The following is a 12,463-nucleotide window of genomic DNA, read 5'->3' on the forward strand; positions in this document are numbered from 1 at the left end:
ATGACTGCCACGCCCGCCAGCGGCACGGTCGAAAAGTCAGGCAGCAGCGGTGCCGCCGTGGTCATTCGCGGCCTGCACAAGCGTTTCGGCAAGGTACATGCCTTGCGCGGGCTGGATGCCGAAATCCAGTACGGATGCCTGACCGGACTGGTTGGCCCGGATGGTGCCGGCAAGACCACCCTGATGCGCATCCTCACCGGGCTGTTGGTACCCGATGCGGGAAGCGCGCGTTTGGCCGGCTTCAACGTGGTCGAGGACAACGACGCCATCCACGTTGCCACTGGCTACATGCCGCAACGTTTCGGTCTCTACGAAGACTTGACAGTGATGGAAAACATGCGTCTGTACGCGCATCTGCGCGGAATGGACGCGAACCGGAACGCCACACTGTTCGATGAACTGCTCGACTTCACCCGACTGGCACCGTTCACCCGTCGCCTTGCCGGAAGACTGTCCGGCGGGATGAAACAGAAGTTGGGGTTGGCCTGTGCGCTGATGGCGCGCCCCAAGGTGCTGCTGCTGGATGAACCCGGCGTCGGGGTGGACCCGGTCAGCCGCCAGGATCTGTGGCGGATGGTATTGGCGCTCACTGACGAAGGCATGGCGGTGGTGTGGTCAACGGCCTATCTCGACGAAGCCGAGCGCTGCGCCAGCGTCCTGCTGTTGAACGAGGGCACGCTGGCCTTTGACGGGCCACCGGCGGAATTGACCGGGCGGCTGTCGGGACGCAGCTTTCGACTCGAAAACATCGGCGGCCGCCGCCGCGACGTGCTGGCGCGCGCACTGGCCCTGCCTGGCGTCGGTGACGGTGTGATCCAGGGTGCCGGGGTTCGCGTGGTGCTGCGCAACGGTGCCGCGGTGGATGCGATTCAGACGCTGGCCGCGGAAGAAGCCGTCGCACTCGCGCCGGTCCCGGCACGCTTCGAAGATGCATTCATCGATCTGCTCGGCGGCGGCCCCGGCGGCACCTCGGCATTGGCCGAACGCATGCCCCCGGTCACGTTGGATGTCGAAAACGCCGTGACCTGCCGCCAACTGACCAAGCGCTTCGGCGAATTCACCGCCACCGACTCCGTCAGTTTCGAGGTGCGCAAGGGTGAAATCTTCGGTTTGCTCGGGCCAAACGGTGCCGGCAAATCAACCACGTTCAAGATGCTGTGCGGCCTGCTCAAACCCAGCCATGGCGAAGCCCACGTAGCCGGCATGGATCTGCGTCGCGCCACCGGTGCAGCCAAGGCCAGGCTCGGCTACATGGCGCAGAAATTCTCGCTGTACGGCCTGCTCTCGGTGCGCCAGAACCTGGAATTCTCGGCCGGTGTGTATGGCCTCGACGGCGTCTTGCGGCGCGAGCGCATCGACGAAATGATCGCCACCTTCGGGCTGGAGCCGTGGCTGGACGCAGCGCCGGAAGCGCTGCCGTTGGGGTTCCGGCAGCGACTGGCGCTGGCCTGCGCATTGATGCATCGGCCACCGGTGCTGTTTCTCGACGAGCCCACCTCGGGCGTCGATCCAGTGACGCGTCGCGAATTCTGGACCCACATCAACGGTCTCGCCCGCAAGGGCGTGACGATCATGGTGACGACCCACTTCATGGACGAGGCTGAGTACTGTGATCGGGTCGCCATGCTGTACCGGGCAAAACTGATTGCCCTCGATACGCCTGATGCGATCAAGCGCAGCGCGATCGACGCCACCCATCCCGATCCGACCATGGAAGACGCCTTCATCCATCTCGTGGAAGCGGTCGATCGGCGTCAAACGGAGGCAGCATGAGCGCGAACTCCAGCTTGCCGCCACTTGCGGCCAGTCCTCTGCGTCGCTTTGACCGCGGGCGCCTGCTGGCGTTGGTGCGCAAGGAAAGCCTGCAAGCGCTGCGCGACCCCTCCACGCTGTTGATCGCGTTCGTGCTTCCGGTGGTCCTGCTGCTGCTGTTTGCCTACGCGGTTTCTCTGGATGCGCGCCATGTCCGCATCGGCGTGGTGGTGGAATCGCCTTCGGCATCGGCGCAGTCGCTGGCGGCCGCTTTTGCAGCCACCCGCTATCTCGACGTCAGCTTCGCCCACGACCGCCGCGAGGTCGCCGATCGGTTGGTCTCGGGCACCCTGCGCGGGTTCGTCGTGATCCCTCAGGATTTCGAACGACGCATGGCTGCACACGATGGCCAGCCACTGGTGCAAATCATCACCGACGGCTCCCAGCCCAACACGGCGAACTTCGTCGCAAATTACGCCCAGGGCGTGATCCAGACCTGGCGCGGCGGCGGGCCAAACGCGCCATCGGCAGCGGTCGCGCTGGAACCGCGCTACTGGTTCAATCCCGAACTGGAAAGCCGGCGCGCGCTGGTGCCCGGCGCAATCGCCATCGTCATGACCATCATCGGCACCATGCTCACCGCGCTCGTTGTCGCGCGCGAATGGGAGCGCGGCACCATGGAGGCGGTCCTGTCCACGCCCGCCTCAATCGCCGAGATCCTGATCGGGAAATTGCTGCCCTATTTCGTGCTCGGCATGCTGTCGACGCTTGCTTCGGCCGCGTTGGCGGTGTCCGTGTTCGGCGTGCCTCTGCACGGTTCGCTGCTGGCGCTGTTGACCCTGTCGGCGGTATTCATGCTGCCTGCGCTCGGCCAGGGCCTGCTGATCTCGTCGCTGGCGCGCAATCAGTTTCTCGCCGCCCAGATCGCGCTGTTTTCCGGGTTTTTGCCGGCATTCATGCTGTCCGGATTCCTGTTCGAAATCGACGCGATGCCGGCACCGATCCGCGCCATCACCTGGCTGGTCCCGGCGCGCTATTTCGTGACCTCGCTCAAGACCGTGTTCCTCGCCGGCGACCTGTGGTCGGTGTTTATCCCCGACCTGCTTGCGATGGCGGCCATCGGTGCGGTGTTCTTCCTGCTGGCCAAGCGAGCCACGCGCAAGAATCTGGAGCCTTGACCATGGTCACGGCGTCCCGCCTCTTTTCACTGACCCGGCTGCGAGCCCAATTCATCAAGGAGATGCTCAGCCTGCTGCGCGATCCGCGCAGCCGACTGATCGTCTTCGTTCCGCCGCTGCTGCAACTGCTGGTGTTCGCTTTCGCAGCCACACTGGAAGTGCGCAACGTCGATATTGCCGTGCGCGATCAGGACAGCGGACGCGGTTCGCACGAATTGCTGCTGCGGCTCGACAGCGCGCAGTTCATCCATCGCGTTCGGCGCGTGGACAACCGCGCCGAACTGCGCGCGCTGCTCGACGGTGGCCAGGTGATCGCGGCCCTGGATATCCCCCCGGACTTCTCGCGCAAGCTCGTCGCCGGGCAGCCCGCTCCCGTGCAGGTGCTGCTCGATGGACGCCGCAGCAATGCGGGGCAAATCGCGCTCGGCTATCTGTCCGCGATCGTCGCCGACATGGGGGCCGAAACCGGTACCGCGGCGATCGCATCGCCCGTCGCCGTGCGTCACTGGTTCAACCCGAATCTGGTCTATCGCTGGTTCATCGTCCCCGGTTTGACCGGCATCCTCGCCCTGTTCAGCGCGCTGCTGATCACCTCGCTGTCGATCGCACGCGAACGCGAATTGGGCACCTTCGACCAATTGCTGGTTTCACCCGTCTCCACCCCGGAGATCATCATTTCCAAATCGTTGCCGGCGCTGGCCATCGGCACCCTGCTCGGACTGTTGATGGTGGCGGCGGCAACCGTGCTGTTTTCGATCCCCTTCACCGGATCGTTCCTGCTGCTGTTGGCGGGGCTGGTGCTGTTCATCCTGGCCGCGGTCGGGATCGGGCTGATGATTTCCGCATTCAGCCAGACCCAGCAGCAAGCGATCCTCGGCGCTTTCGCGATCGGCGTCCCTTCGGTGCTGATGTCGGGATTCGCCACCCCGGTCGAGAACATGCCGCTGTTCCTGCAATGGCTGGCGCAGGCCATTCCGCTGACCCATTTCCTGATCATCATCGAAGGCAGCTTCCTGAAGTCGATGCCACTGTCCGACCTCCTCGCCAGCCTTTGGCCCCTGGCCCTGATCGCGACGGCAACCCTCACGCTCGCCACTGTCTCCATCCGAGGGAGATTGCAATGAACCTGCCCCCTTCCGACACCACGCCGACCACGATGGCCACGCCCCGGCACCTTTCCGCCCGGCTTGCCCTGGCGCTGGCCTGCGCGGTGCCGCTGGGTGCCTGCACCACCGTCGGCCCCGATTACCGCTCGGCGCCCGCGGTGACGACCGGCGACGGCTGGAGCGACGCCGGGGCGGACGCGGCGACGCCGGAACGATTGACCCACTGGTGGCAGACGCTGGGCGACCCGGTACTCGATCGCCTCGTGACGACCGCGCTCGAACGGAACCTGGACCTGCGGCAGGCGCAGGCGCGCATCGACGAGGCGCGCGCCCTGCGCGACCGCGTCGCCGGCGGGCAGGCTCCGGTGGCGGCTGCGGGCGCAGGCGTCACCCGACGGCGCCAGAGCGAAAACGGCCCGTTGCCGATCGACCGGATTCCCGGCCTCGACGCCACCCAGACGATTCGCGACGTCGGTTTCGATGCGTCCTGGGAGCTCGACCTGTTCGGCGGCCAGCGACGGGCGCTGGAGGGAGCAACGGCGCGCTGGGAGGCACGCCGTGCCGAGGCGCAGGGCGTGCGCGTCCGGGTGGTCGCCGAAGTGGCGCGGGCATGGTTCGTCGCCAGCGGCGCCGGCGAGGAACTGCGGGCGCAGGAAGCGCGCAGTGCCGATCTGCAGCAGGCCTTCGCGCTGACCCGAACGCGCGCGCAGGCCGGCGATGCCTCGGAGATGGATGTCGAAACAGCCCGGGCGCAATGGACCGCGGCGCAGTCCCTCCTGCCCGCCATCGCGGCCCGTCGCCGCGCGGCCCTGCTCGGGCTGGCCGTCCTGCTCGGCGAGCCACCCGAGGCCGGGCTCGACCTGCAAGACGCCACGCCTGCCGACATCGCGCTGCGCCCGTTTCCGGTCGGCGAACGCGCGGACGTGCTGCGGCGCCGGCCCGACGTGTACGCCGCCGAGCGGCGCCTGGCCGCCAGCACGGCGGACATCGGCGTGGCCACTGCGGAACTGTTCCCGAAGCTGTCGATCAGCGCCAGCGGCGGCTTCCAGGCGCTGGCCGGCAAGGACTGGTTCGCCGGGTCCAGCGAACGGCTTTCCATCCTGCCGCTGCTGTCGTGGCGGCTGTTCGACGGTGGCCGCGTCCGTGCGGAGATCCGGGCCCGCGAAGCCGCCACGCAGCAAGCCGCGCTGGCCTACGAACAGGCCGTCCTGTCCGCGCTCGCGGATGCCGAGCAGGCCCTGGGCGACTATCGGGCCGGACTGGACAGACTCGACCAGCGCACGCAGGCCTTCGATGCCAGCCTGCGCGTCCTGGAACACGCACAGTCACGCCTTGCGGCCGGCGATATTTCCAGACTCGAATTGCTCGCGGCACGCCGTCAGTTCCATGAAGCCGCGCTTGCCCGCATCCATGCCCGGACCGACGGCGCCATCCAGCTGGTCGCCCTGTACAAGGCCCTGGGCGGCGGCTGGGATGCGCCGCAGCGAGCCGAAGGCGATGTCTCCACCGCCACGGCACCAGCGCAGCCCGGGGCGGATTGATCCACCGGCCGCCGGCTCATCAAACGGTTCCACGGCAGCCGCCGAATCCGGCCGCCACGCCCGATCAGAACCGGAACTCGCCCCAGACGCCGAACTCGTCGGTCTGCAGATCCCGCGTGCGCAAGGCATTGCGCTGCTCGGTGTGCTTGTACACGGTGGCGAGCTTGATGCCGGGCGCCACCGGCCATTCCACGCCGAGGTTGTAGTAGGTGTCGCGCAAGGTCGGATCCAGCGTGCGGCTCGGATGGCTGTTGTCGTAGCGCGCGAACAGGGTGACGCCGGCCTGATTGAGGCCATGGCTGCCCCACAGCGACCAGCCGCTGGCCTTGTCAGTGGCGACGGTGGCGACGTTGTTCCAGTTGTTGGCCTGGAAATACTCGACGCCCAGACGGGTGTTGCCGTTCCTGTACGCCGCCATGAAATTGACGCGGTTGGCGGTGTGCAGCGCGGGGGTCGTCTCCTTGTCGCGGCCAAGCGTGCCGGTGTAGAGGCCCACGCCAAGCACCGTTCGACTGGTCGGCGAGAAACTCAGCCGGCCTTCGAAATCCAGCCCCTGGCTGCGGCTGGGGTTTTTGTAGCCATTGCCGTTCAGCGCCGCGACCGCGTACTCCAGCGAACCGCCGGCCAGCTTGCCGCTCGCGTGGATGCCCCAATCGGCCGAGGTACCGAACTTGAGCCGGTCGGCGAGGGTGTTTTCGATGTAGCGCATGCCGTACCAACTTTCGGCGAACGGCACCCACGGCAGATCCGTGGAACCGGCGCGCAGCACGAAAGCATCGCTCAGCTTGTACTGCACATAGGCCTTCTTGATGTAGATCTCGGTGGACGAGATCGCCGACGAGTACTGGAAGTCGGTGGTCAGGTTCATCGACCAGCGGTCGTTGAACCTGTGATCGACACCTAGGTAGAAACGCTTGATGTCGAAGGCGAAGCCGGACTTGTCGGTCTTCACGCCCCGGTTGCTGTCTTCGATGTGGGTCAGGTCGTAATACAGGCGGCCGCTGATTTTCGTGTCGTTCACCAGCCGCCGCAATGCGGAGAAATCGTCCAGTTGCTCGTTGGTGGCGGCCTGGGCGACGTTGACTTCAGACTGCGCATCGCTGCGCTCTTCCAGATTCTGGACCTGGGCCTGCAGTGCCGCGATCTGCGCCTTCAGTTCGGCGATGTCCTGGGCGCTGGGCGCCGTTTGCGCGGCGGCGGTGAAACTGAAGCTTGCGACGGCCAGCGCGATCGCGGCGGCCAGTTGTGCAGAACGCATGGGGTCACTCCGGATGGGGAATTGGCGATCCGGATGGCGGCTGCGCGCGGCCCATCGCCGGCGGCCCCATCCGCGGCGCATTCCACAGGAATCGTGTTGCGGTTTCGTGTCGGAAATTTGGCGATTCGGTTTCCGCGCATCGCGGCCACGGCTGTCACGGAACTGTCATGGAATCGTCGTGTTGGCGTCACCCGGACACGCTGGAATACACGGCGAGGCGGGCCTGCCCCGCCGTCTTCCCCACCCCCAGGAGTCGTTCGTGATTCAGTCCCTCAAATCCAGTCTCGTTGCATTCGCGCTGGCGCTGGGCCTCACCTCCGTGGCCATGGCTTCCGACGTCACCGGCGCCGGCGCATCCTTCGTCTATCCCGCCATGTCCAAGTGGGCGTCCGACTACAAGGCCGCCACCGGCAAGGAAGTGAACTACCAGTCGATCGGCTCCGGCGGCGGCATCGCCCAGATCAAGGCCGGCACGGTGGATTTCGGATCGTCCGACAAGCCGTTGCCGCCGGAAGAACTCGCGCGCTCCGGTCTGGCGCAGTTTCCGTCGGTGATCGGCGGCGTGGTGCCGGCCTTCAACCTGCCCGGCGTCGCCGCCGGCGCGATGAAGCTCGATCCGGACGTGCTGGCCGACATCTTCCTCGGCAAAATCACGATGTGGAACGACCCGCGCATCGCCGCCAGCAACCGCGGCCTGCCGCTGCCGGCGCTGAAGATCACCGTGGTGCACCGTTCCGACGGTTCCGGCACCAGCTTCAACTTCACCAATTACCTGTCCAAGGTCAGCCCGTCCTGGAAAGCGCAGGTGGGCGAAGGCACCACGGTGAAGTGGCCGACGGGCATCGGCGGCAAGGGCAACGAGGGCGTGTCCGCCTACATCAAGCAGATTCGCGGCAGCATTGGCTATGTCGAACTGGCGTTCGCCGTGCAGAACCGGCTGGCCTACCCGCGCCTGAAGAACGCCGCCGGCAACTACGTCCTGCCGAACGACGATTCCTTCGCCGAAGCCGCCACCAGCGCCAACTGGGCGGGGAGCAAGGACTTCTATCTGATCGTCACCAACGCGCCGGGCGCCAATGCGTGGCCGATCACCGCCACCAATTTCATCCTGGTGCGCAAGGACGGCAAGCCGGGCACGCGCGCGGCCATCGACTACTTCCGCTGGGTCTACGCCAACGGCGACGCCGCGACCACCGCGCTCGGCTATGTGCCCTTGCCGGACGCCGTGGTGCGCCAGGTCGAGGCTTACTGGGCACAGCAGAAGCTGCGTTGATTCCACTCCGGCTGCGGCAGCACCGACTGCTGCCGCAGCCAGCCTTCTTCGCCATTGCCCGCGGCCGCGGGCAATACCCGTAGAGCCGAAATGATGTCAGCCGTCGTCACACCCGCAGTCCTGCCAACCGCCGCGCTCCGCGACGCCGCCGATGCGCGCCACGACGCCGGGTTCCGCTGGCTGCTGACCGCCACCGCCGTGTTCGTGCTGGTGACGCTGGCCGGCGCCGCGCTGTCGATGCTGTGGGGCGGGCGCAGCGTGCTGGCGCACATGGGCCTGGACTTCTTCATCACCAGCGACTGGAATCCGGTCGAGGACAGATACGGCGCGCTGGTGCCGATCTACGGCACCCTGGTGACGGCGGTGATCGCCATGCTGATCGCGGTGCCAGTCAGTTTCGGCATCGCCTTTTTCCTCACCGAAATTGCGCCGCGCTGGCTGCGCGCGCCGGTCGGCGCCGCGATCGAACTTCTGGCCGGCATCCCTTCGATCATCTACGGCATGTGGGGCTTCTTCGTGCTGATGCCGGTGATGCGCGAAAACCTGTTCCCGTGGCTGGATGCGCACCTCGGCCCGCTGCCGGTGATCGGCGCGCTGTTCCGCGGCCCGCCCATCGGCATCGGCATGCTCACCGCCGGGCTGGTGCTGTCGATCATGGTGATCCCCTTCATCGCCGCAACCATGCGCGAAGTGTTCAAGACCGTGCCGGCGCGGCTCAAGGAATCCGCCTACGCGCTGGGCGCGACGCGCTGGGAAGTGAGCCGCGACATCGTGCTGCCCTACACCCGTTCGGCGGTGATCGGCGGCATCTTCCTCGGCCTCGGGCGCGCGCTCGGGGAAACCATGGCGGTCACCTTCGTGATCGGCAACAGCGTCGCCTTCACCGCCTCGCTGCTGGAACCATCCACCACGATCGCCGCATTGATCGCCAACGACTTCGGCGAGGCCACCGAAACCTACCGCGCCGCCCTGCTGCTGCTCGGCTTCGTGCTGTTCCTCGTCACCTTCGTGGTGCTGGCGCTGGCGCGGCTGATGCTGCGCAACCTGTCGCGCAGGGAAGGCAACGCATGAGCGCCGTGTCCACCGCGCTGTATCGCCGTCGCCGCATCGCCAATGCCGTGGCGATTGCGCTGGCCTGCGCCGCCGCGCTGGTCGGGCTGGCCGCCTTGGGCTGGATCCTGTGGACGCTGCTGGCCAAGGGCCTGGCCAATTTCAACCTCGCCCTGTTCACCCAGGACCAGCCCCCGCCGATGGAAGCCGGCGGCCTGCGCAACGCGATCGTCGGCAGCCTGCTGATGTGCGGCATGGGCATCGCGATCGGAACGCCGCTGGGGATCGCCGCCGGCACCTGGCTCGCCGAGTTGGGCGATCGCGGCAAGCTCGGCACCGTCGTGCGCTTCGTCAACGACATCCTGCTGTCGGCGCCGTCCATCGTGCTCGGCCTGTTCGTCTATGCCGCCTTCGTGATGACGACCAACGGCCGGTTCTCGGCTATCGCCGGCGCGCTGGCGCTGGCCTTCATCGTGCTGCCGGTGGTGGTGCGCACCACCGACGAGATGCTGCGGCTGGTGCCGGTGCAGATGCGCGAGGCGGCGCTGTCGCTGGGCATCCCGCAGTGGAAGGTCACGATGCAGGTGCTGTATCGCAGCGCCCTGCCCGGCATCCTCACCGGCGTGCTGCTGGCGCTGGCGCGGATCGCCGGCGAGACCGCGCCGCTGTTGTTCACCGCGTTCGGCAACGAGTTCTTCAGCCTGAAGCCGACCGGCGCGATGAGCGCGGTGCCGCTGGTGATGTACAAGTTCGCCGGCTCCGGCTACGAGAACTGGGAGCACTTGGCGTGGGCCGGCGCGCTGCTGACCACCTTGTTCGTGCTGGCGGTCAGCCTGCTGGCGCGCCTGTTCCTGTTGCGCAAGCGAGTCGCCCATGACTGACGCCGCACTGGCCCATGTTTCGCGGGTTCGCGAAAACGGCCCATCCCACGTCACCACGCCCCTGTTCCCCGACCGGACGCCGTCCATGAACGATGCACCCATCGCCATCACGCCAACCAAGCGCCCGATGGCCGCGGTCGCCCAGCCGTCGATCAAGATGGCGGCGCGCGGCCTCGGCTTCTGGTACGACCAGTTCCACGCCGTCCGGCACATCGACCTGGAGATTCCGGAAAAACAGGTGACGGCGCTGATCGGGCCGTCCGGCTGCGGCAAATCCACCCTGCTGCGGGTGTTCAACCGCATCTACGCGCTGTATCCGAAACTGCGCGCCGAGGGACAGGTGCTGCTCGACGGCGAGAACATCCTGGCGCCGACGTATTCGATGAACCGCCTGCGCAGCAAGGTCGGCATGGTGTTCCAGAAGCCGGTGCCGTTCCCGATGACCATTTACGAAAACGTCGCCTACGGCATCCGCCACCACGAGCGGCTGCCGCGCGCGGAACTGGACGCGCGGGTGCAGCACGCACTGGCCCAGGCCGCGCTGTGGGACGAGGTCAAGGACAAGCTCGGGAAGAGCGCGCTCGGCCTGTCCGGCGGCCAGCAGCAGCGCCTGTGCATCGCGCGCGCGGTGGCGCTGCGCCCCGACGTGCTGCTGCTCGACGAACCGACCTCGGCGCTGGACCCGATCTCCACCAGCAAGATCGAGCAGCTGATCGAGGAACTCAAGCGCGACTACACCATCGTCATCGTCACCCACAACATGCAGCAGGCCGCGCGCGTGTCCGACTTCACCGCCTTCATGTACCTGGGCGAGCTGATCGAACACGCGGACACCGGGACGATCTTCTCCAATCCCGGCAAGCAGCAGACCGAGGACTACATTACCGGGCGGTTCGGGTGAGCCCCGGCCGCCGCGTCCGCAACGGGAAGAAAGGAGCAAACGCGTGAACGAACAGCACGGCCACATCGTCAAGAGCCACGACGAGGAGCAGCGACGCCTGCTCGACGAAATCCTGCGCATGGGCGAAATGGCCGCCGCCCAGCTCGACGCCGCGCTCGACGTCATCGACCGCCGCAACGACCGCGCCGCCGAACGCATCATCGCCGGCGACCGCGCGATCGACGCGCTCGAACACGAGGTCAGCAACGACGTCATGAAACTGGCCCTGCGCGGCCCGCTGGCGCGCGACCTGCGCCAGATCCTGGCCGCCCTGCGGATCGCCTCCGACATCGAGCGCATCGGCGACTACGCGGCCAACCTCGCCAAGCGCTCGATGGCGCTGAACCGCACCCCGCCGCTGCAGCCCACCCGCGGCCTGCGCGCGCTGGGCACGCTGGCCGCGCGCCAGACCCGCGACGTGCTGGCCGCCTACCGCGACGGCGACGCCCAGGCCGCGCAGCGCGTCCGCGAACGCGACGCCGAACTCGACGTGCTCTACACCGGCCTGTTCCGCGAACTGCTGACCTACATGATGGAAGACGCGCACAGCATCACACCCTGCACCCACCTGCTGTTCATGGCCAAGAACATCGAACGCATCGGCGACCACGCCACCAACATCGCCGAGAACGTCTGGTTCCTCGTCCACGGCGACGACAGCCTGCCGACCCGCGACAAGCGCGACGACACGCATGATGTCTCGGAGCCCTGAGCGTCGCTTGCCGGCCGACCCTCCCGACCGTTCCGCTCACGCCTCCGAGAAGCGGTAGCCGGTCCCGCGCACGGTCTGCACCATGTGCGCCAGGCCGTGCGGTTCGAGCAGCTTGCGCAGGCGCCGGATATGTACGTCCACGGTGCGCTCCTCCACGAACACGCTGCCGCCCCAGACCTGGTCCAGCAGCCGCGCGCGCGAATAGACGCGGTCGGCGTGGGTCATGAAGAAATGCAGCAACCGGTATTCGGTCGGGCCCGCCTTGATCTCGGCGTCGCCCGCGAACACACGGTGCGCCGGGCCGTCGATGCGCAGGCCGCCGACCTGGATCGAACCGTCGTCGCCGTCGGCCTGGCTGCGGCGCAGCACCGCGCGGATGCGCGCAACCAGCTCGCGGGTCGAGAACGGCTTGACCACGTAATCATCGACGCCCGCCTCCAGCCCGCTGACGCGGTCGGCTTCCTCGCCGCGCGCGGTCAGCATGATGATCGGCACCTCGGCGCCGCCCTCCTCGCCGCGCAGGCGCCGGGCCAGCTCCAGACCGGACATGCCGGGCAGCATCCAGTCCAGCAGGATCAGGTCCGGCGGCGCGTCCGCGATCGCGACCAGTGCCGCGCTCGCATCGGCGGCGTGCGCCACCTCGATGTCCGCCTTGCGCAGGGCGAACGCGATCATGTCGCGGATCGCCGCCTCGTCCTCGACCACCAGCACGCGTTTTTGCATGTTCGGGTTCCGTGTCGCCTGCGTGACGCGGATATTGCAACCGATGAAG

At 67.2% G+C, this 12,463-nt stretch carries 11 protein-coding genes; 9 read left to right on the forward strand and 2 right to left on the reverse strand.

Annotation, left to right across the window (positions count from 1 at the left end):
• Genes M9902_RS00470 through M9902_RS00485 form a run of 4 tightly spaced genes read left to right on the forward strand, consistent with a single transcriptional unit; the run spans position 1 to position 5,577 of the window.
• Entirely contained in the window at positions 1-1,773 is a 1,773-nt protein-coding gene (locus M9902_RS00470; RefSeq protein ID WP_297220318.1) for an ATP-binding cassette domain-containing protein, read from the forward strand.
• Positions 1,770-2,930 carry an ABC transporter permease gene (locus M9902_RS00475; RefSeq protein WP_297220320.1) on the forward strand — a complete coding sequence of 387 codons (1,161 nt, stop codon included), beginning with the start codon at positions 1,770-1,772 and terminating at the stop codon, positions 2,928-2,930. The genes M9902_RS00470 and M9902_RS00475 overlap by 4 nt, the downstream gene beginning before the upstream one ends.
• Positions 2,931-2,932: 2 nt before the next feature.
• The gene (locus M9902_RS00480; RefSeq protein ID WP_297220329.1) at positions 2,933-4,054 is read left to right on the forward strand and encodes an ABC transporter permease; all 1,122 of its coding nucleotides are present in this window, start codon (positions 2,933-2,935) and stop codon (positions 4,052-4,054) included.
• On the forward strand, positions 4,051-5,577 hold the full coding sequence (locus M9902_RS00485) for an efflux transporter outer membrane subunit (protein ID WP_297220336.1): 1,527 nt from the start codon (positions 4,051-4,053) through the stop codon (positions 5,575-5,577). Before M9902_RS00480 ends, M9902_RS00485 begins: the two co-directional genes overlap by 4 nt.
• Before the next feature lie 64 nt (positions 5,578-5,641).
• Here the strand turns inward: M9902_RS00485 and M9902_RS00490 are convergent, their stop codons facing one another.
• Positions 5,642-6,835 carry a porin gene (locus M9902_RS00490; RefSeq protein ID WP_297220346.1) on the reverse strand — a complete coding sequence of 398 codons (1,194 nt, stop codon included), beginning with the start codon at positions 6,833-6,835 and terminating at the stop codon, positions 5,642-5,644.
• Between the two features lie 13 nt (positions 6,836-6,848).
• On the opposite strand from M9902_RS00490, the gene pstS reads away from it, so the two are divergent.
• The 5 genes from pstS to phoU all read left to right on the forward strand — a co-directional run bounded on the left by pstS (position 6,849) and on the right by phoU (position 11,691).
• Complete coding sequence (gene pstS, locus M9902_RS00495; RefSeq protein ID WP_343231865.1) at positions 6,849-8,108, forward strand: phosphate ABC transporter substrate-binding protein PstS; 1,260 nt, start codon at positions 6,849-6,851, stop codon at positions 8,106-8,108.
• 93 nt (positions 8,109-8,201) lie between these two features.
• Entirely contained in the window at positions 8,202-9,179 is a 978-nt protein-coding gene (gene pstC / locus M9902_RS00500; RefSeq protein WP_297220353.1) for a phosphate ABC transporter permease subunit PstC, read from the forward strand.
• Positions 9,176-10,039: a phosphate ABC transporter permease PstA gene (pstA, locus tag M9902_RS00505; protein ID WP_297220355.1), complete on the forward strand. Its 864-nt coding sequence runs from the start codon at positions 9,176-9,178 to the stop codon at positions 10,037-10,039. The genes pstC and pstA overlap by 4 nt, the downstream gene beginning before the upstream one ends.
• 127 nt (positions 10,040-10,166) lie before the next feature.
• Positions 10,167-10,940, forward strand: coding sequence for a phosphate ABC transporter ATP-binding protein PstB (gene pstB / locus M9902_RS00510; RefSeq protein WP_297220977.1), 774 nt, complete (start codon positions 10,167-10,169; stop codon positions 10,938-10,940).
• A gap of 43 nt (positions 10,941-10,983) precedes the next feature.
• Complete coding sequence (gene phoU, locus M9902_RS00515) at positions 10,984-11,691, forward strand: phosphate signaling complex protein PhoU (protein WP_297220357.1); 708 nt, start codon at positions 10,984-10,986, stop codon at positions 11,689-11,691.
• Between the two features lie 36 nt (positions 11,692-11,727).
• Here the strand turns inward: phoU and phoB are convergent, their stop codons facing one another.
• Positions 11,728-12,414, reverse strand: a complete 687-nt coding sequence (gene phoB, locus M9902_RS00520; RefSeq protein ID WP_297220359.1) for a phosphate regulon transcriptional regulator PhoB — start codon at positions 12,412-12,414, stop codon at positions 11,728-11,730.
• Positions 12,415-12,463 lie beyond the last annotated feature (49 nt).

Source organism: Thermomonas sp. (genome assembly GCF_023953935.1).
Taxonomy (GTDB): Bacteria; Pseudomonadota; Gammaproteobacteria; order Xanthomonadales; family Xanthomonadaceae; genus Thermomonas.